This is a genomic window from Halomonas sp. HG01, from assembly GCF_000968715.2.
Taxonomy (GTDB): domain Bacteria; phylum Pseudomonadota; class Gammaproteobacteria; order Pseudomonadales; family Halomonadaceae; genus Halomonas; species Halomonas halophila.
Window position 1 is genome coordinate 2,531,577 of the sequence record NZ_CP022134.1, and the last position, 18,794, is coordinate 2,550,370.

At 68.1% G+C, this 18,794-nt stretch carries 20 protein-coding genes; 7 read left to right on the forward strand and 13 right to left on the reverse strand.

Annotation, left to right across the window (positions count from 1 at the left end):
• Positions 1–107: 107 nt before the first annotated feature.
• Complete coding sequence (gene dusA / locus UN84_RS12080; protein WP_046079962.1) at positions 108–1,121, forward strand: tRNA dihydrouridine(20/20a) synthase DusA; 1,014 nt, start codon at positions 108–110, stop codon at positions 1,119–1,121.
• Between the two features lie 21 nt (positions 1,122–1,142).
• Here dusA and UN84_RS12085 read toward each other — a convergent pair whose 3' ends face one another.
• Positions 1,143–2,174: a succinylglutamate desuccinylase/aspartoacylase family protein gene (locus UN84_RS12085; protein WP_035597321.1), complete on the reverse strand. Its 1,032-nt coding sequence runs from the start codon at positions 2,172–2,174 to the stop codon at positions 1,143–1,145.
• 152 nt (positions 2,175–2,326) lie between these two features.
• Between UN84_RS12085 and UN84_RS12090 the strand changes: the two genes are divergently transcribed.
• Entirely contained in the window at positions 2,327–2,941 is a 615-nt protein-coding gene (locus UN84_RS12090; protein WP_046080483.1) for a TetR family transcriptional regulator, read from the forward strand.
• Here the strand turns inward: UN84_RS12090 and UN84_RS12095 are convergent.
• From UN84_RS12095 to UN84_RS12110, 4 genes are all read right to left on the reverse strand, one after another.
• Positions 2,938–3,639, reverse strand: a complete 702-nt coding sequence (locus UN84_RS12095; RefSeq protein ID WP_046079961.1) for a hypothetical protein — start codon at positions 3,637–3,639, stop codon at positions 2,938–2,940. The genes UN84_RS12090 and UN84_RS12095 overlap by 4 nt on opposite strands.
• A 176-nt stretch (positions 3,640–3,815) precedes the next feature.
• Positions 3,816–6,995, reverse strand: a complete 3,180-nt coding sequence (locus UN84_RS12100) for an efflux RND transporter permease subunit (RefSeq protein WP_035597328.1) — start codon at positions 6,993–6,995, stop codon at positions 3,816–3,818.
• Positions 6,992–8,254: an efflux RND transporter periplasmic adaptor subunit gene (locus UN84_RS12105; RefSeq protein WP_046079960.1), complete on the reverse strand. Its 1,263-nt coding sequence runs from the start codon at positions 8,252–8,254 to the stop codon at positions 6,992–6,994. The genes UN84_RS12100 and UN84_RS12105 overlap by 4 nt, the downstream gene beginning before the upstream one ends.
• Positions 8,255–8,347: 93 nt before the next feature.
• A complete protein-coding gene (locus UN84_RS12110; RefSeq protein WP_046079959.1) occupies positions 8,348–9,793 on the reverse strand; it encodes a TolC family outer membrane protein in 1,446 nt (481 codons plus the stop codon).
• A gap of 169 nt (positions 9,794–9,962) precedes the next feature.
• Here UN84_RS12110 and UN84_RS12115 point away from each other — a divergent pair, with 169 nt between their 5' ends.
• Entirely contained in the window at positions 9,963–10,862 is a 900-nt protein-coding gene (locus UN84_RS12115) for an alpha/beta fold hydrolase (protein ID WP_046079958.1), read from the forward strand.
• A gap of 27 nt (positions 10,863–10,889) precedes the next feature.
• Here the strand turns inward: UN84_RS12115 and UN84_RS12120 are convergent, their stop codons facing one another.
• Complete coding sequence (locus UN84_RS12120) at positions 10,890–11,735, reverse strand: fructosamine kinase family protein (protein WP_046079957.1); 846 nt, start codon at positions 11,733–11,735, stop codon at positions 10,890–10,892.
• A gap of 148 nt (positions 11,736–11,883) precedes the next feature.
• Positions 11,884–12,390, reverse strand: coding sequence for a fasciclin domain-containing protein (locus tag UN84_RS12125; protein WP_152662878.1), 507 nt, complete (start codon positions 12,388–12,390; stop codon positions 11,884–11,886).
• 186 nt (positions 12,391–12,576) lie between these two features.
• On the opposite strand from UN84_RS12125, the gene UN84_RS12130 reads away from it, so the two are divergent.
• Positions 12,577–12,888, forward strand: coding sequence for a Nif3-like dinuclear metal center hexameric protein (locus tag UN84_RS12130; RefSeq protein ID WP_046079956.1), 312 nt, complete (start codon positions 12,577–12,579; stop codon positions 12,886–12,888).
• Positions 12,889–12,972: 84 nt separating this feature from the next.
• Here UN84_RS12130 and UN84_RS12135 read toward each other — a convergent pair whose 3' ends face one another.
• Entirely contained in the window at positions 12,973–13,530 is a 558-nt protein-coding gene (locus tag UN84_RS12135; RefSeq protein ID WP_046079955.1) for an NUDIX hydrolase, read from the reverse strand.
• 92 nt (positions 13,531–13,622) lie between these two features.
• Here UN84_RS12135 and UN84_RS12140 point away from each other — a divergent pair, with 92 nt between their 5' ends.
• Both UN84_RS12140 and UN84_RS12145 read left to right on the forward strand, forming a co-directional pair.
• Positions 13,623–14,243: a CoA pyrophosphatase gene (locus tag UN84_RS12140; protein WP_173835003.1), complete on the forward strand. Its 621-nt coding sequence runs from the start codon at positions 13,623–13,625 to the stop codon at positions 14,241–14,243.
• Entirely contained in the window at positions 14,240–14,890 is a 651-nt protein-coding gene (locus UN84_RS12145) for a 2OG-Fe(II) oxygenase (RefSeq protein ID WP_046079953.1), read from the forward strand. Before UN84_RS12140 ends, UN84_RS12145 begins: the two co-directional genes overlap by 4 nt.
• Before the next feature lie 84 nt (positions 14,891–14,974).
• On the opposite strand, the gene UN84_RS12150 is transcribed toward UN84_RS12145, so the two are convergent.
• Positions 14,975–15,757 (reverse strand): HD domain-containing protein, encoded by a 783-nt coding sequence (locus tag UN84_RS12150; protein ID WP_046079952.1) that lies wholly within the window; start codon positions 15,755–15,757, stop codon positions 14,975–14,977.
• Between the two features lie 55 nt (positions 15,758–15,812).
• Between UN84_RS12150 and UN84_RS12155 the strand changes: the two genes are divergently transcribed.
• Complete coding sequence (locus UN84_RS12155) at positions 15,813–16,238, forward strand: winged helix-turn-helix transcriptional regulator (protein WP_202020698.1); 426 nt, start codon at positions 15,813–15,815, stop codon at positions 16,236–16,238.
• Here the strand turns inward: UN84_RS12155 and UN84_RS12160 are convergent.
• From UN84_RS12160 to UN84_RS12175, 4 genes are read right to left on the reverse strand one after another with little or no spacing between them, the layout of a single operon-like run.
• Positions 16,235–16,621 carry a tautomerase family protein gene (locus UN84_RS12160; RefSeq protein ID WP_046079950.1) on the reverse strand — a complete coding sequence of 129 codons (387 nt, stop codon included), beginning with the start codon at positions 16,619–16,621 and terminating at the stop codon, positions 16,235–16,237. The two genes, UN84_RS12155 and UN84_RS12160, sit on opposite strands and share 4 nt — an antisense overlap.
• 49 nt (positions 16,622–16,670) lie before the next feature.
• Positions 16,671–17,111: a GNAT family N-acetyltransferase gene (locus UN84_RS12165; RefSeq protein ID WP_046079949.1), complete on the reverse strand. Its 441-nt coding sequence runs from the start codon at positions 17,109–17,111 to the stop codon at positions 16,671–16,673.
• 3 nt (positions 17,112–17,114) lie between these two features.
• Entirely contained in the window at positions 17,115–17,987 is an 873-nt protein-coding gene (locus tag UN84_RS12170) for an MOSC domain-containing protein (protein ID WP_173835004.1), read from the reverse strand.
• Between the two features lie 36 nt (positions 17,988–18,023).
• Entirely contained in the window at positions 18,024–18,737 is a 714-nt protein-coding gene (locus tag UN84_RS12175) for an aspartate/glutamate racemase family protein (protein WP_046079948.1), read from the reverse strand.
• Positions 18,738–18,794: the final 57 nt, after the last annotated feature.

Here is an 18,794-nt window from a genome sequence, read left to right on the forward strand (position 1 = left end):
ACCCGAAAAGTGGTGCAGAGATGGTACAGCAAGGCCGGTTATAAGCGGTATCAGTCGGGACTAAACAGTATATTTATACAGTATGGCGAACACGCCAAGCGATTGATATGACTCAAAAAGACCCGCTTTCAGAGGCTCGCCGGTTCAGTGTTGCCCCCATGATGGACTGGACGACCCGCGACTACCGCGCGTTCGCCCGGACCCTGACGCGCCGCACCCTGCTCTACACCGAGATGGTGACCACCGGCGCCATCCTGCACGGCAGTCCGCGCGAGCGCTTCCTCGGCTACGACGACGTGGAACATCCGCTCGCCCTGCAGCTCGGCGGCAGCGACGCCGGCGCACTGGCCGAGTGCGCGGCGATCGCCGAGGCATGGGGCTATGACGAGGTCAATCTCAACGTCGGCTGTCCCAGCGACCGGGTACAGAACAACCTGATCGGCGCCTGCCTGATGGCCCATCCCGAGAAGGTGGCAGCGGCAGTGGCGGCGATGCGCGAGGCGGTGTCAATCCCGGTCACCGTGAAGTGTCGCATCGGCATCGACGACCAGGACGAGGACGCCGACCTGGCCCACTTCATCGAGCGCGTCGCCGACGCCGGCTGCGAAGTGTTCACCGTGCATGCCCGCAAGGCCTGGCTGGAGGGGCTGTCGCCCAAGGAGAACCGCGACGTGCCGCCGCTCAACTACGGCCGCGTGCATCGCCTCAAGCAGCAGCGCCCCGATCTGCACATCGGCATCAACGGCGGCATCAAGACGCTCGACGAGTGCCAGGCCCAACTCGAACATGTGGACAGCGTGATGGTGGGCCGCGAGGCCTACCAGAATCCCTGGCTGCTGGCCGACGTCGACCGGCGCCTCTATGGCGAAGACGCCCCCGCGGCCGATCGTCATGCCGCCGCCGAAGCCTTCCGGCCCTATATCGCCCGCCGGCTCGAGCAAGGGGCGAAGCTCAACCACATGACCCGCCACCTGCTCGGCCTCTTCCAGGGCTGCCCGGGCGGCCGCAAGTTCCGCCGCCATCTCTCGGAGCATGCCCACCGCGAAGGCGCCGGCATGGCGGTGTTCGACGATGCCCTGGGCCTGGTGCCCCGGCCGCAGGACACCAGTCTGGCCGGCTGAGCCGTCGGTCAACAAAGCGCGTCAGTACAGGGCATCGGGGGGCGGATCGAGGCTCGACTGGAAACTCTCGACCGCGCTCTCCGCCTCCTCGATCGCATCGAAGCGCGCGATATGGAACAGCGCCTCCCCCTCGTTGGCCAGCGGCAGGCGGCTCATGCCAATCACGATGCCGTCGGCCACGGCCCGCACCTCGCCCTCGGCGTTGCCGAAGGGGTCGGCCACCCGTCCCAGCAGCTCTCCCGCGGCCACCCTTGCACCGAGACGCACCTGCGGCCGCAGGATGCCGTCGATCGGCGCCCTCGCCCAGCTCGAGCCGCCGGCCACCTCGGCGGCGGGCGGTGGCCGGCGTCGCCGTTCGCCGGTCAGCATCCCGAGCCGGCGCATCACCCGCAGCACACCGCGAACGCCCGGCGCGATGGCCCACTCGTCGAAGCGCAGCGCCTCGCCGGCCTCGTAGGTCAGCACAGGGATGTCGCGACTCTCGGCGTAGTGGCGCAGGCTGCCGTCACGCAGCTCGGCGTTGAGGATGACCGGCGCGCCGAAGGCATCCGCCATGCGTTCGGTCTCGCTGCCGGGCGTCAGCCGAGCGCGGATCTGGGGCAGGTTGGTGCGATGCAGGGCGCCGGTGTGCAGATCGATGATATGGGTCGCCTGGTCGACGATCTGCTCGCGGAACAGGGCCGCGATCCGGCTCCCCAGCGAGCCCGACTCGCTGCCCGGAAAACAGCGGTTCAGGTCGCGCCGATCGGGCAGGTAGCGGCTGTGCTGGACGAAACCGAAGACGTTGACGATCGGCACGCCGATCAGGGTCCCGCGCAGCCCCTTCAGCTGCCGCGAGCGCAGCAGCCGGCGCACGATTTCCACGCCGTTGATCTCGTCGCCGTGGATGCCGCCGCAGACCAGCATCACCGGCCCCGGCTGGCGGCCATGGACCACCTCCACCGGGATGGTCAGCGGCGCATGGGTGTAGAGCCGGGCCGCCGGCACGTCGATCTGCTGACGACTGCCCGGCGCCACCCGGACGTCGGCGAGTTCGAAGGGAGCACGGGCCATGGGGCGATCTCCTGAGATAAGCGCTGACTCATATTCACTCATCCCCGCGGGCGGCTCAAGCGACGAAGACCAGGGTGGCATTCAAGGATGAATGTAAAGCGTCACTCGGCTTGGGTAGAATGGCCGCCTACTCACCCGGAGTCGATCATCCCATGGCCAGACGTACCAAGGCCGAAGCCGAAGCCACTCGCGTGGCCCTGCTCGATGCCGCCGAGGAAGTGTTTTTCGAGAAAGGGGTGGCCCGCACCTCGCTGGAACAGATCGCCCGCCACGCCGGCATGACCCGCGGCGCCGTCTACTGGCACTTCAAGAACAAGGCCGACCTGTTCCGGGCCATGGTCGACCGGGTGCGCATGCCCTTCGAGGAACTGGTCAAGGAAAGCGAGGCCGACGATGCCAGGCCTCTCGAGGCCATCCGCCTGGGCTGCCAACAAGGAGTGCAGCGCCTGGAACAGCCGCGCCATCGACGCGTGCACGCCATCCTGCTGCATCGCTGCGAGTTCTTCAGCGACATCGACCCCCAGGCCATGCAGAGCGAGATGGCCAGCGAATGCCTCGACGCCTTGCGAGGCTACTTCACCACCGCCCGCCAGCTCGGCCAGCTGCGTGACGATGTCTCCCCCGAGCTGGCCACCCGCCTGCTGCAGTCGATAATGAGCGGGCTCTATCACGACTGGCTACGCGACCCCGAGGCCTTCTCGCTGGCCGAGCGCAGCCGTGAGCTAATCGACGCCCAGCTGCGACTGCTCAGCCGCCCTCCCGCCTAGGCCGACGGCCGCGAACCATGGCGGCCTTCCTGACGCGGCATCGCCCCCTCATGGCGTTCCACCAGATGCAGCCGCACCAGTCGCGTGCGGGCATCCAGGTAGTCCTGCTCGGGCACCGAGCGATAGGCCTCGTCGTTGACCAGATACTTGACCAGCACGCGCACTTCGCCAACACGCGGCCGATTGCCGGCCTTGCCCCGCAGGCGTACCTGGCGGCCGGGATCATCGACCATCTCCGCCGTGGCGCCTCCTGCATCGGCGTCGATGACCCGAACGCGCTCGCCCAGCAGGCAGCGCTTCGACAGGCTCGGATGCCGGTGCAGGCGGCGATGCAGCCGACGACACAACGCCGCGGCCAGCGGCGAGGCCAGCGCGAAGGCACCCCAGATCACCGCCAGACCGAGCGGCACACGAAAGAAGCCCAGCGGCAGCGGCCCCAGCACCGCCAGCTCGACGATCCAGGCCAGCAGCGAGGCGAGCACGATCAAGGCACTCAGCGCCAGCGAGGCCGGCACGCCGGCGAAACCCAGCGACACCAGGGCGCTGGCCAGGGTGTCGTTGCGCAGGCTGTCGTGTTCGAACAGCTCCACGGGGGCCAGGCGCACCAGCACCAGCAGCCAGTAGACGGCCACCAGCGCCAGCAGCGCCGTGAAAAAGATCAGCGGAAAGCTGAGGGCAAGCGAGGCGATGGCGTTCATGGCGGCTCCTCCGTCCGGCCCATTAGCCGGCAAAGTGTTGTCCTGCCTTCAGCGTAGCGCTCGTCGGGGGCGCGTCACACCCACTTTGGTCGCACAGCGACGTTTTCCTGACCCAACGCAAACGGGCACCGCCTCCCTCGGGGAGACGGTGCCCGTCGACTCGGACGCGACCTTGATCAGCTCGCGTCCTGCTCCAGCGCCGGACGCTCGGCGCGATCGCCGCCCGTCTTGCGCTTCAGCCAGTCGGTGACGCTGGCGATCATGGCGTAGAAGGTCGGCACGAACAGGCTGCCGAGCACCGCCACGGACGCCATGCCCATCGCCACCGTGGTGCCGATGTGCTGGCTGCTGGTGTCACTGGCACCGGTGGCCATGGCCAGCGGCAGGGTGCCGAAGATGAACGCCAGCGAGGTCATCACGATCGGCCGGAAGCGCAGCTCCGCCGCCGTGATGGCCGCCTCGCGGATGGTCTTGCCCATCTCGCGACGCTGCAGCTCGGCGAACTCGACGATCAGGATGGCGTTCTTGGCCGCCAGCCCGACCACCACCAGCATGCCGATCTGCACGTAGACGCTGGTATCCAGCGAGCGCAGGGCGATGCCGCCGATGCCGCCCAGGAAGGCGAAGGGCGTGGCCGTGAGCACCGCCAGCGGCAGCGACCAGCTCTCGTACTGCGCCGCCAGGATCAGGAACACCATCAGCAGGCCGAAGACGATGGCCATGGTCGCGGCGTTGCCGGCTTCGCTTTCCTGATAGGCGGTACCGGTCCAGCCCATGCCCCAGCCGTCGCCGAGCTGCTCGTCGACGATCTCTTCCATGGCGGCGATCGCCTGGCCGGAGCTGTAGCCCGGTGCGGGACCACCCTGGAACTGGGCCCCCGGATAGACGCCGAAGCGGGTCACCACCGCCGGCGCCACCTGGCGCTCGAGGGTCACGAACTCGGACAGCGGGATCCGCTCGCCGTCGCCGCCGCGCACGTAGACGCTGTTGATGTCATCCGGCGCATCCCGGTACTCGTCCTCGTTCTGCAGATAGACCTGGAAGTTCCGGCCCTTGTAGCTGAAGTAGTTGACGAAACCGTTGCCGAAGGTGTTGCCCAGGGTCGAGTTGAGCGCCTCCAGCGACACGCCGTAGCTCAGCGCCTTCTGCCGGTCGATCTCGGCATGGAAGGACGGCACGTTGACGTTGAAGGTGGTGAACACCTGATTCAGCACCGGATGCTGACCGGCGGCCTGCATGACCTTGACCGACGCCTGGTAGAGCTCTTCCGGCGAGGCACCCTCATAGGACTGCAGGTAGCCGGTGAAGCCACCGGTGGTCGACAGGCCGATGATCGGCGGCATGTTGAAGGCCATCGCCGAGCCGCCGGGAATCTGTGCGCCCAGGCCCATGATCCGGCCGATCATGTCGGTGGCCGTGACCTCGCGCTCTTCCCAGGGCTCCAGGGTGACGAAGATCACCCCGCGGGCGGTGTTCACCGAGCTGGTCAGCATGTCGTAGCCCGCCACCGACGTGGAGTACTTCACGCCGGGGCTGTCCTCGATGGCGGCGCTGAGCTTGGCCATGTAGGTCTGGGTACGCTCCAGCGAGGCCGAATCCGGCAGCTGCACGGAGGCGATCACGATGCCCTGGTCGGTCTCGGGCACCAGCGTCGAAGGCGTGCTCTGGTAGAGCCACCAGGAGCCGGCGCCCACCAGGGCGGTCAGCACCAGCGCCAGCCCCCAGAAACGCACCAGTTTCTTGACCACCCACATGTAGACGGCGGTGGTGCCGGCGAAGAAGCGATCGAACAGGCGCAGCGGGGTACGCACCGCGCGCTGGAAGCCCGTTTCCCTGGTGTGCAGGTCGTGCTTGATGAAGATCGCCGACAGCGCCGGAGTGAACGTCAGCGCCATCAGTGCCGAGAAGGCCACCGACACCGCCACGGTCAGGGCGAACTGCTGGTAGATCTGGCCGCTGAAGCCCCCGAGGAAGGCCACCGGCACGAACACCGCCGCCATGATCAGCGAGGTGGCGATGACCGGCCCGCCGACCTCGCGCATGGCCTGCACCGTGGCCTGCATGACGGTGGTTTCCTCGTCCTCGCTGAGCACCCGCTCGACGTTCTCCACCACCAGGATGGCGTCGTCGACCACGATGCCGATCGACAGCACCAGGGCGAACAGCGTCAGCAGGTTGATCGAGAAGCCGAAGGCGTAGAAGCCGGCGAAGGTGGCCAGCACCGAGACCGGCACCACCGACATGGCGATCACCGTGAAGCGCCAGTTCTGCAGGAAGATGAACAGGATGACGCCGACGATCAGGAACGCCTCGATGAAGGTGTGAAGCACGGTCTCCACGGAGGCATCGATGAACAGCGTGGTGTCGTAGGGCGTGGCGTACTCGAGTCCCGGCGGGAAGCGGCCGGCCAGCTCCTCCATCTTCGCCTTGACCGCGTTGGCGGTCTCCAGGGCATTGGCACCGGGCTGCTGGTTGATCAGGATCGGCGCCATGGTGCCACCGTTCAGCGTGGCATCGACGCCGTAGGACGAGGCGCCCAGCTCGATGCGCGCCACGTCATCCAGGCGCAGGGCCGAACCGTCGGGATTGGTGCGCAGGAAGATGTCGCGGAAGTCATCGACGTCGCTCAGACGGCCGCCGGCGGTGATGGTGTAGGTGAAGGCGCGGGCATCGGACTGGGGCGCTGACGCCAGACTGCCCGCCGGCACCTCGGTGTTCTGGGCGCGGATCGCGCTGGCCACCTCGGACGGCGTCAGGTCGTACTGCGCCAGCTTGTCCGGATCCATCCAGATGCGCATGGCGAAATCGCCGCCGCCCAGCACCTCGGCCTCGCCGACGCCGGGCACCTGGCGCAGCTCGTCGAGAATGTTGAGGGCGGCATAGTTCTGCATGTAGACCTTGCCGTAATCGCCCTCCGGGGAGAGCAGCGAGACCAGCATGAGGATCGAGCTGGAGCGCAGCTCCACCGTCACACCCTGCTGCTGCACCGCCTCCGGCAGCTGGGAGAGCGCCCCCTGCACCCGGTTGTTGACGTTGATGGTATTGATGTCGCCGTCGGAGCCGATGTTGAAGGCCACGCTCAGGCTCATCATCCCGTTGTCGGAGCTGGTCGAGTTCATGTAGAGCATGTCCTCGACGCCGTTGATGGCCTCGGCCAGGGGCGCCGCCACGGTCTGCGCCACGGTCTCGGCGTCCGCCCCCGGGAAGGTGGCGTTGACCGAGACCGTGGGCGGCACCACGCTGGGGTACTGCTCGATCGGCAGTACCCGCATGCTCATCAGGCCGACCACCGTGAGGATGATCGCCAGCACCGACGCGAAGATCGGTCGCTTGATGAAGAAGTTGGAGAAATTCATTCAGCCGCGTCCTCTTCGGCCGGCGAAGCCCGTTCGGCGCCGGCCGCGCCATCACGGCCCTGTGCCGGACCCTGCCCCTGCCCGGATGGCTGGTCCTGGCTCTGGCCGGTGGCCTGGGCGATCAGCGCCCGGGCGTCGCCATCGAACGGCTGGGGCGCGATCGGCGTGCCGGGCTGGACGCCCGCCGGATCGCCGACCATCACGCGATCACCGGGCTCCACGCCGCTGGTCAGGATCTGCCACGGGCCGGCCAGCTCGCCGAGGTCCACTGTGCGGGCGCGTGCCACGTCGTCCTCGTCGAGCACGAACACCTGGGGCCCCATAAGGCCCTGACCCACGGCGATCGACGGCACCGCCAGCACGTCGAAGCGCTTCAGCCCTTCCAGGCGCACCCGCACGAACTGGCCGGGCAGCACCTCGCCCTCGGGATTGTCGAAGGTCGCCTTCGCCTGCACGGTGCTGGTCCGCTCGTCCACCCGCGAGCCGAGGAATTCCAGGCGCCCCTCGAGGGCCTCGTCGACGCCCGGCAGCGCCAGGCTGGCGGCGATCTCGCCGGGCGCCTGCTCGCCGAGCTGGCGGCGCAGGGTGAAGGCATCCTGCTGGGGAAGCTGGAAGCGCACCTCCAGCGGGTCCACCGGGGTGATGGTGGCCAGCTCGGTGCCGGCGCTGACCAGGTTGCCCACGTTGACCTCGCTCAGACCGATGGCACCGCTGACCGGGGCCGTGACGTCGGCGTAGTCCAGGTCGATGCGGGCGCTGGCCAGCGCAGCCTCGGCCTGGGCCACGGAGGCCCGGGCCACGTTGAGGTCGGCCTGGGCCTGGTCAGCCTGCTGGCGGCTCACCGAGTTCTGACGCAGCAGCTCCTGGAAGCGGTTGGCGTCGCGACGCGCCCGCTCCAGCTCGGCCTGGGCGCTGGCCAGGTCGGCCTCGCGCTGCGACACCGTGGCCTGGTAGAGGTCCGGCTCGATGGCATACAGGCTGTCGCCCTTTTCCACGATGTCGCCGGGTTCGAAGAGGCGTTGTTCGAGGACGCCGGTGACGCGAGCCACCAGGGTCACCTCGGTATCGCTGCGCAGCTGGGCCGGGTAGGACTTGTCCAGCGGAATGTCCTGAGGCGCCAGCGTGGTCACCGGCTTGGGCTGCGGCGGTGTCTCGCCGCCCTGCTGCGGAGCGGCCTCCTCCTGACCGCAGGCCGACAGCAGCAGTCCAGCCGCCAGCGCCAACAGCCCTGTACGACTGCGTCGAAGTGTTGTGTTCATGCCTGATTCTCGTTAGGGGATCGAACGTCGAAGGGGGTATCGCACGACAGGCGAGAATCTAAACATACATTCACGCCTGTACGTAAGTGACTATCAGGATTCGGGCCGAGGCGGCGCGCCGATGTTCATCGCCTCGTCGTAGCGGCTGGCCTCGCCGACCTCCGGCAGCGCCAGCGACACGCCCTGCTCCGCCGACAGCCAGTCGTTGATCGCCTCGATGGCCTGCACGTTCAGGGTGCCCGACTGCTGACGCAGGGTGAGCAGGTCGATCACGTAGCTGAAACGCGCATCGGCATGATCGGCGATGGCATCGTAGAGGCTCTGCTCGGCGTTGAGCACGTCGACGATGTTGCGGGTACCGACCTCGTAGCCGGCGCGCGTGGCATCCAGCGCGCTCTGATTGGAGACGATGGCCTGGGCCCGCGCCTCGACGGTGGCCACGTCGTTGGTGACCTGGGTGTACAGCGAACGCACCTGCTGAACGGTCTGGCGGCGCTGATCCTCGAAGTCGTACTGGCTGGACTCGAGGTCGTAGGTGGACTGGCGAATGCCGGCGCTGGTGCGGCCGCCGGTGTAGATGGGCAGGCTCACCCGAGCGCCGACCTGGCTCTGGGAGTTATGCCCGTCCATCTGGTCCTGATCGGTGTCGGAGTAGCTGTAGTTGGCGAAGGCCTCGACCACCGGCAGGCGCTGGGCCCGGGCGATGTCCACGGCATCCTCGGAGACCTCGACGCCGGCCTGGCTGGCCAGCACCAGCGGGCTGTTGTCCATCGCCAGCTCGACCCAGGCATCGCGGCCGCTCGGCTGCGGCGGAGTCACCGGCATGGCCTCCTGAAGCGCGTCGATGCTGTCGTAGCGCTGCCCGGTCAGCCGCTCCAGGGTCTCGAAGCTGACCTGCAGATCGTTCTCGGCGGCGATGCGGTCGGCGCGGGACTGGTCGAAGCTGGCGCGGGCCTCTTCCACCTCGGTGATGGCGATCAGGCCCACGTCGAACTGCTCCTGGGCCTGCTCGAGCTGGCGGCCGATGGCCCGCTCCTGGGCACGACGCGCCTCGAGGATCTCGTGGGCACGCAGGATGTCGAAGTAGGCCGACGCCACGTCGATCAGCACCTGTTGCTCGGTGGCGGCCAGCTGGTAGGTCTGCTGGTCGATCCGACTCGCGGCCTGATCCACCTCGGCGCTGTTGGCGGCGTCGAACAGCGCCTGGGTCGCCTCCAGGGTCAGGCTGGCGCTGTTGTAGCTGTCATCGCCGTTGCCCGCACCGGACCCGCGGCTCGAGGAGACGCTCTCGTAGAGACGGTTGTGGTCGACCTGGCCCGAGGCCGAGACCTGGGGCAACAGGTCGCCACGGGCGACGTCGCGGCCCGCCTCCACGCTGCCGTACTGGGCGCGGGCCGAAGCCAGGCTGGCATTGTTGTCGATGGCATCCCGGGTGATGGTCAGCAGGTCGGCGGCCTGGGCCTGACCGGCCAGCGAGACGGCCAGCAGGCAGGGCAACAGGACACGCCGCCCCGACGATACCGGACGATACGGCTTCATCGGCAAGTTCCTTCTAAGAGTGACTATGAGGATATACATTCATTGTCGCATGTTTAGCACGTCAATCCATCAACGTTCGTGTAATTAGCAAGAAAATTATCTTCCTAGCAAGCTGCCCTCCCGGCATCGTCTATGCTGCAAAGCCACATCCGCCGACCGAGCCCTCATCATGGACGACCTGACCTTCGTGCGCGTCAGGGAGCTGGACGTCGCCGTCCGCATCTGGCATCCCGATGCACCCCGCACCCTGATCGCCTGGCACGGCCTGGCCCGCCACGGTGGCGACTTCGCCGATTTCGCCCGCCTGCTCGGCCCGGGCTGGCGAGTCCTGGCACCGGACACGCCCGGGCGAGGCCTGTCGAGCTGGTCGCTGTATCCCGCCCATGACTATCTGTACTCGCACTATATGACCATAGCAGTCGCGCTGCTCGATCACTTCCGCCTCGAGCGGGTGCCCTGGGTCGGCACCTCCATGGGCGGCCTGCTGGGCATGCTGCTGGCCGCTGAAGCGGACACCGCCGAGCGCATCGAGCGCCTGGTGCTCAACGACGTGGGCCCGGAGCTGGACCCCGACGGCCTGGCCGCGCTGGGCACCTACTTCGGCGTGCCCCACCGCTTCGGCCGGTTCCGCGACCTGGCCGCGGAGCTGCGCCGGCACTATGCCGGCTTCGGCCCGCGCAGCGACGACGCCTGGCGTCGCCTGACCCTCGGCAGCGCTCGTCGATTGCCGGACGGCGGCTGGACCTACCACTACGATCCCCGCATCGGCGAGCAATTCATCCACGATACGCCGCGCGATACCTGGGCCGACTGGCGCGCGATCCGCTGCCCGCTGATGGTGGTACGCGGCGCCGACTCGCCGCTGCTCAAGGCCGAGAGCGTCGAACGCATGCGCCAGGCCCAGCCCGGGCTGATCCACCTCGAGGCCAGCGACTGCGGCCATGCCCCGATGCTCGACCGTACCGAGCAGGTCGACCCGATCGCCGACTTCCTGACCCGGGGCTTCCCCGCCGCCGGACAACGGACGCCCTGGTGGCGACGCGCCCTGGCCCGGCTTCGCCAGGGCTGAGAACGCCGGCCGCGGCACCGGAGCACCTCAGCCGCCCGCTTCCACTCGCTGCAACGCTCGTGCCACGCCGCTGCGATAGGCGCCGCCGAACAGCAGCAGGTGGTTGAGCAGCGGATAGAGCTGGAACAGCGACTCGCGACGCGACCAGTCCGCCGGTGCCGCACCGTTCCAGTAGGCGTCGAAGAAGGCCTGTGACGGAGCGCCGAACAGCGTCAGCATGGCCAGATCGACCTCCGGGTAGTGACGATAGACCGCCGGGTCGATCATCGCCGGCCCGCGCGTGGTGTAGAGCACGTTGCCCGACCACAGATCGCCATGCACCAGTCGCGCCGGCGTATCCGGCAGCCAGCCCTCGAGCCCGTAAGCCACCGCCTCCAGCCTCGCGCACAGGCGATCGTCCAGCAGCCCCCGAGCATGACAGGCGCGCATCAGCGGCAGCAGCCGACGCTCGCGCTGAAAGGCGCGACCGTCGTCGAGCGGGGCATTGGGCTGGGGCGTGGCGCCGCAGGCATTGTCCCGCGCCCAGCCGTGCGGCGAGTGTCCCACCCCGTGCAATTCGCGCAGGCCCTCGGCCAGCGCCCGCTCGCCCGTGTCCGTGCGCCGGGCCGGGGTCAGCGCCTCCATCACCAGCCAGCCATCGCCCTCGCCCCAGACCTCGGGCACCACGAGTCGCCCCGTCGCCGCTCCCAGGGCGCGAAGTCCCTCGGCCTCGCCGGCCAGCCGCGCCGGATCGTCGCGCTTGACCACCGCCTCGCCGCGATCGGTGTCCAGGCGGTAGACGGCGGCGATATCACCGCCGGAGAGCGGCTCGAGGGGCCCTCGGAAACCGAGGTCGAGGCGCTCGAGCAGCGCCGTCAAGGCATCGTCGACCATGCATTGTGCTCCATCCGTCATCATGTGACTCGAGGCTCGCCCCGTGCGCCCCTGCTGTCAAAACCGCGGACACGTCATAAAAAAAGCCGCCCGGGGCGGGCGGCAAGGGACCGATTGCAGGACGCAATCGCGGGGGAAGCGGCAGACGTCACTCGGGCATCAGGACCCCATCGATGACGTGGATGACGCCGTTGCTGGCTTCGACGTCGGGCTGGATCACGGTGGCCTGGTTCACCATCACCTGGCCGTCCATGGTGGTGATGGTGATGTCCTGCCCCTGGACGGTGGTGGCGCTGTCGGCGGCCATGGCGTTCTCGGCCGTGACCTTGCCGGGCACCACGTGGTAGGTCAGCACGGACGCCAGGGTGTCGCGGTTCTCCGGCTTGAGCAGGTCGTCGACGGTGCCCTCCGGCAGTGCCGCGAAGGCCTCGTCGGTCGGGGCGAAGACCGTAAACGGGCCTTCGCCCTTGAGCGTCTCGACCAGGCCGGCGGCCTGGACCGCGGCCACCAGGGTCTCGAACTGGCCGGCCTCGACGGCGGTGTCGACGATGTCCGCCTTCATGCCGTGATGATCGGCCTGGGCGACGCCGCTCAGGGCCAGGCCGACCAGGCCGGCGCCGATGAACTGGGGAATGCGTGATGTCATGACCTTCATGAGATGGCTCCTCCGGGGATACCGGCTGACACTCGATGCGGGAAATGTCCTGGCAGAGATTCCTTTACTCAACCTATACAGAAATTAATCCACGTACATAAAAGAGGCAAGTTTTTTCTCGCGCATGGCTGACGGGCACGCGTCGCTATGGCACAACGAGGAAGAACCCTCACATCGGAGACCGTCATGTACAAGCTCGCCTTCTTCGTGCCCGCGGAAGACGCCGAGCGCGTCAAGAAAGCCGTGTTCGCCACCGGCGCCGGACGCATCGGCGACTACGAGGCCTGCTGTTTCCAGACGCCGGGCACCGGGCAGTTTCGTCCGCTGACCGGCGCCGACCCGCATATCGGCCGCGTCGGCGACCTGGAACACGTGGAGGAACTCAAGGTGGAGCTGGTCTGCGAGGACGGACTGATCCGCGAGGCCCTGGCCGCGCTCAGACGGGCTCACCCCTACGAGGAGCCGGCCTACGACGTCTGGCGGCTGGCCGACCTCTAGCATCCAGCCGATATCCGGCGCCCCACGACGAAAACGCCACGGGCATGGCCCGTGGCGTCGTCTGGTCAGGCAGCGAGCCCGCCGTCAGGCCGAGCCAAAGTAGCGCTCGCGATCCTCGGGCGTGATGTCACTGACGTGCAGGGCGAAGTCGCCCTGGCGCCGATCGGCGAAGAAGTGATGCAGGGTACGCTCGATGGTGGGAAAGGCCAGCGCGCCCCAGGGAATCTCGTGCTCCTCGAACAGCGCCACCTCGAGGCTCTCCGGCCCGGGGCCGAAGTCGCCGTCGAGCTCGGCGCGGAAGATCATGAACACCTGGTCGATGTGCGGCAGGTTGATCATGGTATAGAGAGGCTGGAGCGCCACCTCGGCCATGGCCTCCTCGCGGGTCTCCCGGGCGGCCGCCTCGACGGTGGTCTCGCCGTTCTCCATGAAGCCCGCCGGCAACGTCCAGTAGCCCTTGCGCGGAGAAATGGCCCGGCGGCACAGCAGCACCCGCGAGCCCGATACCGGGAGGGTCCCGGCGACGATGCGGGGGTTCTGGTAGTGGATGGTGCCGCAGGCGTCGCACAGGAATCGTGGCCGATCATCGCCTTCGGGAATCGCGAAACGGACCGGCTGCCCACAATGACTGCAAAAGTTCATGGCGCTCCCTGACTGGCTGGCACCGGGAGTGCCCCGGGCTTGACGCCGCGCGCGGCGACTGGGTAAAAGAGATGAAACTCGATGGAATCATCATGTTAGAGAAACTTCGCGAGCGCCTGCAAGCGCATGCGCCGCGCCGCCTGGCCCTCGACCTGCCCCAGGCGGCAGTGCTGCTTCCCCTGGTGGCCCACCCCGAGCCGACGCTGCTGTTCACCCGCCGCGCCGCCCACCTCTCCACCCATAGCGGCCAGGTCGCCTTCCCCGGCGGCAAACGCGAGGACGGCGACGCCGACCTGCTGGCCACCGCCCTGCGCGAAGCCGAGGAAGAGATCGCCCTGCCGCCGGACCGGGTCGAGGTGCTCGGCCGACTGTCCGAGGTCATCTCGCTGCACGGCATCCGCGTCACGCCCTTCGTCGGCGTGATTCCCCCGGGCCTGCCACTGGCTCCCGATCCGGATGAGCTCGACGCCATCTTCGAGGTGCCGGTGGCGAGCTTCCTCGCCGACCGCCGCACCCACACCGACGTGATCCGCGTCGACGGCCGCGACTACTACGTGCCGAGCTATCGCCACGACGACCACGTGATCTGGGGCCTGTCGTCGATGATGCTGGTGGAGCTGCTGGCCGAGGGCTTCGCCATGCCGATCGACCTCTTCCAGCGCCCCGCAGGCACCCTGCATTTCCACCCCGAACGCCGACTGACGCCATCATGAGCCACCCGCACCTGCCCCCCGCCCGCCTGACCGAGCTGGTCGATGCCCTGGTCGAACAGGGCTGGTACCTGGGCGAAGCCTTCCTGCCCGAGGCCCTGCACGCCCCGTTGTTCGCCGAAGTCGAGGCGATGGCCGCCCGCGAGGCGCTGGAAGCCGCCGGCGTCGGCCGCGGCAGCGAGCATCACCTGCGCCGCGACATCCGCGGCGACGCCATCCGCTGGCTGGACCGCGAGAGCCTGGCTCAGCGCCGCTACCTGGAAGCCATGGGCGAGCTGCAGCAGGCCTTGAACCAGGCGCTGTTCCTGGGCCTGTTCGAGTACGAGGCACACTTCGCCCAGTACCCGCCCGGCGCCTTCTACAAGCGCCACCTGGACAGCTTCCGCGGCCGCGCCAACCGCGTGATCTCCACCGTGGGCTATCTCAACCCGGACTGGCCCGCCGACGGCGAAGGCGAGATGGTGATCTTCGACGAGCACGACCCCGCGCGCGAGCTGACCCGGGTCCGGCCCGAGGCCGGCACCTTCGTCTGCTTCCTCTCCGATCGGGTGCCCCACGAGGTACTGCCGACTCGCTATCCGCGCGCCAGCATCGCCGGCTGGTTCCGCCGCAACGCCTCGCTGGGCGGCCTGGTGGACCCGTCACACTGACGGCGACACCCACCGCATGCAATGCCCCATGGCCGCTTCGGTCGGCCTGCCGATCTCAGGGCCGACCTCGCCCCCACAGGCCTTTCATGATGTCGCGTATTGTTCCAGGGGATTGTTCCCGGCCAGCCGGGCGAATCCCAGGCGACGAAGGCAATGCGCATGCCCACCGGCCCGGTGCGGGGCCGACACGATGGAGCGGGTGATCTCCTGACGAAATCCTTCCCTCGGATGATGTCGGTGGATCGCTCGCAAGGCCTCCTCGGATAACAGATGCCGGTAGGCACCGACCACATCCATGTGGGCCCCGTACTTGAGCAGGAGAGCCTCCGGCGTGTGGCGCCGGGCATCGAGCCATGGGTTCAGGTGGTAGCTGATCGACTCATAGAGGCGAATTGCATCGTCGTCGTGCCACTGCTCGGCCAGTGCCAGTCGACGCGCCTCCCGGGCACCGGTGACCTGGAATGCGGTCTCTGCGATGCAGCTCGCATGAGCGTCCGTCAGGCCGACGTCATGCATCAGGCAGGCCACATAGAGCATCTCGGCATCCGCCTCGATACCCAGCGCCTCACCGACCAGCGCGCCCATCCACCAGCTGCGATAGCAATGGGCCAGCAACGCGGGGCTGTAGTGCGCCGCCACCCGGGCCTCGACCCGCCGGCAGAGTGCGCTATCAGGCGCCTGCACCCGGGAAGGTTCCACCGCACGCTTGCGGACAGACGAATGGCCGAGCCGCCAGGCCAGCCGACTCAGGCCCTCGTCCATCTGACTGCGCACCAGCTGATAGATCAGGTGAGCCTTCTCTCGGGCGTTGAGCACGCCTTCCGTCGTTTCGCTCCATGCGAAGGAACCCGGGGTAGGGCCGAGCATGTGCACGCTCCTTTTGCTTGCAATATGCAAGCAAACTAGAGGCATGACTTGCATATTGCAAGCATTGCACCTGATCCGGTACCTTGCCGATATGACTTCCTCTTCCCCTCCCCAGACAGCATGCCCGCTGGCCCGCACCCTGGAGCTCATCGGCGACCGCTGGAGCCTGGTGATCCTGCGCGAGATCATCAAGGGCCAGCACCGCTACAGCGACTTCAGCCACTGCGCCGAACGGATCCCGACCAACATCCTGGCGAATCGCCTGCGCCGGCTCGCCGGATACGGCGTCGTCGCTCGCGTACCCTCACGGTCGAGCCCGAAACGTCATGAGTATCATCTGACGAGCAAAGGCGCGGCCCTGTTGCCGGCCATGCAGGCCCTCGCCCGCTGGGGTGGCGATCAGCTGCCGGAATGCTATGCCCCGCCCGAGCAATTCCTTGCACTGACGGTCGAAGAGCTGCCGACTCGCGACCCGGACTAGCGGTCCACGCGATAGGTGAGGTCGCGGACCTCGTCGCCGGTCATGCCGCGAAAGCCCCAGCAGTGCGGCGGCTGCTCCTTGAGGATGATCTCCACGTCCACCGGGGCGATGCCAAGCTCGGCCTCGATGTCCGCGAACAGCCGCTTGATCAGCGCCTTCTGGGTCTCTGTCGTGCGTCCCGCCATCATGTTGATCTCGATGACGGTATAAGCGTCGCTGCGCCCGCCGGGGGCGAAGAAGTCCTCGGCGTCCATGGGCATGAAGCGCTGTGCCCGCTTGTCCTCGGGCAGCCCGAAGACGTCCATCATGCAGCCATGGATCACCGCCGACAGGCGGGCCTTGATGGGGTCCAGACGATGGCGAATGCCGTAGATCACGATCATGTCATGTCCTTATGCGTATGGACCTTCTTCATGAAGGCCCGGAATGCGTTCACCCCGCCGTCGCCAGCCGACATTCCATGCCGATCAGCGGCGGCGCGTGCAATAGAGTGACGAAGCCGTGGCGGCGATAGAGCCGCACGGCCGGGCTGTCGGCGAACACCTTGAGCCGCAGCGCCTCGAGCCGACGCTCGCGGACCCGCGCCTTGACGGCCTCGAGCGCCCAGGCACCGAGCCCGGCGCCGCGCCGACCGGCCACGATCTGCAGGTCCTGGAGATAGCCGACGCCGTCGCCGTCGTGGAGGCGCAGATAGCCCACGCGAGCACCCTCGCACCACAGCAGATGGTTCTCGCCGGCGGCCCAGTCGGCCTCGAACGCCTCCGGCTGCCAGGAAAGGCCATGACGTTCATAGGCCTCGCGCATGTTGGCCCGCACCAAGGCGGCAGCCCAGTCACGGTCCGACGCCCGGGCCGGGCACAGCGACAGTTCCACGCCTCAGGCCCTGATCGTTGCCGTCGCGTCATCGCCGACGCGCAGCGTCAGGCCGATGCCGTCGAGGGGGACGGCGTTCTGGCCGAAGAAGGCGCCCTTCCAGCCCGGCTGGGTGTCCATCTCCACCAGCGTCTTCAGCGGCTCCTTGGGCACCGGCGCCTCGCCGGTGCGCTGATCCTGGGTGATGATCTTGCAGCGCTTGCACGGCTTGCGCAGCCCCAGTCGGACGCCCGAGCCGAGCGCCAGCTCGTCCCAGTCGATCTCGGCGAAGGCCCCCTCCCCCTCGACCACGACATTGGGCCGGAAGCGGCTCATCGGCACGGGGTCCAGGCCCTTCTCGGCGAGGCGCTCGTTCAACCGCTCGAGGGAGGCCTGGTGGGCCACCAGCAGCGGATAGCCGTCGGGAAAGGCGGTGTGGGCCGATTCGCCACGCAGATAGTCGGCCTCGACCTCGCGACGACGCTCCTCGGGGAAGCGCACCAGGCGCAGTCCGCCCTCTTCATCCCCCTGCCGGCCATCGCGCCGTCGGCCATCGCCCAGCACGGCGGTCAGCCACTGGGCCGCCTCGGCGCCCTCGTCCAGCGCCTCGCAGGTGTCCTTCCAGATGCTGACCTCGAGGCGCTCGAGCCCGTGACGCGCCAGCGGCACCGCCAAGGGCGCGGCCTCAGGGTGCTCCAGCACCAGGCGGCTCGGCTCGAGGCGCACCGTCACCTTGGCCATGGCCGGGCATTCGCGCTGGGTGACGAAGCGGCCGCGGGCGTCCACGACCATCCAGTGGCGATCGAGGGCCAGGCCGCGCTCGGTGAGCGTGGCTTGGTCGAGGGCGATGCCGCGAAGCGACTTGACCGGATAGATATTGAGCTGGGTGATGCGCATCCCTGCCTCCCTGGCGTTGGTGGAGCCATCACTCTATCAAGCCCGCTCGCCCTTTTCCTCGGCCAGCGCGGCCGTCACCGCGGCCTCGGCGTGCAGCGCTGTGGTGTCGTAGAGCGGCACCGGGGTATCGCCCTGGCCGACCAGCAGCGCGATCTCGGTGCAGCCGAGGATCACCGCCTCGGCACCGCGGGCGTGCAGGTCCGCGATGATCTCGAGATACGCCGCCTTCGAGGGCGGCTCGATGCGCCCCTGGCACAGCTCTTCGAAGATCACCCGGTGCACCCGGTCGCGCTGTTCGGCCTGCGGCACCAGCACCTCGATGCCGAAGCGCTCGCCGAGCCGGTCCTTGTAGAAGGCCTGCTCCATGGTAAAGCGAGTGCCCAGCAGCCCCACCCGACGTACGCCGTCCGCGCGCAGCCGCTCGGCGGTAGCATCGGCGATATGCAGAAGCGGGATATCGGTGGCGGCCTCGATCGCCGGCGCCACCTTGTGCATGGTGTTGGTGGCCAGCAGCAGGAAGTCGGCTCCCGCCGCCTGCACTCGCCGCGCCGCCTCGGCCAGCCGCTCGCCCGCCTCGTCCCAGCGATCGGCCTGCTGCAGCGTCTCGATCTCGGCGAAGTCGACGCTGTAGAGCGCCACCGTCGCCGAGTGGAAGCCGCCCAGCTCGCGCTTCACGCCCTCGTTGAGGGCCCGGTAGTAGCTCTGGGTGGACTCCCAGCTCATGCCGCCTAGCACGCCGATGGTCTTCATGGTCACCTCCGTGTGGAATCATCGTGCCCACAGCGATATCACGACCGCCGGCCCGCA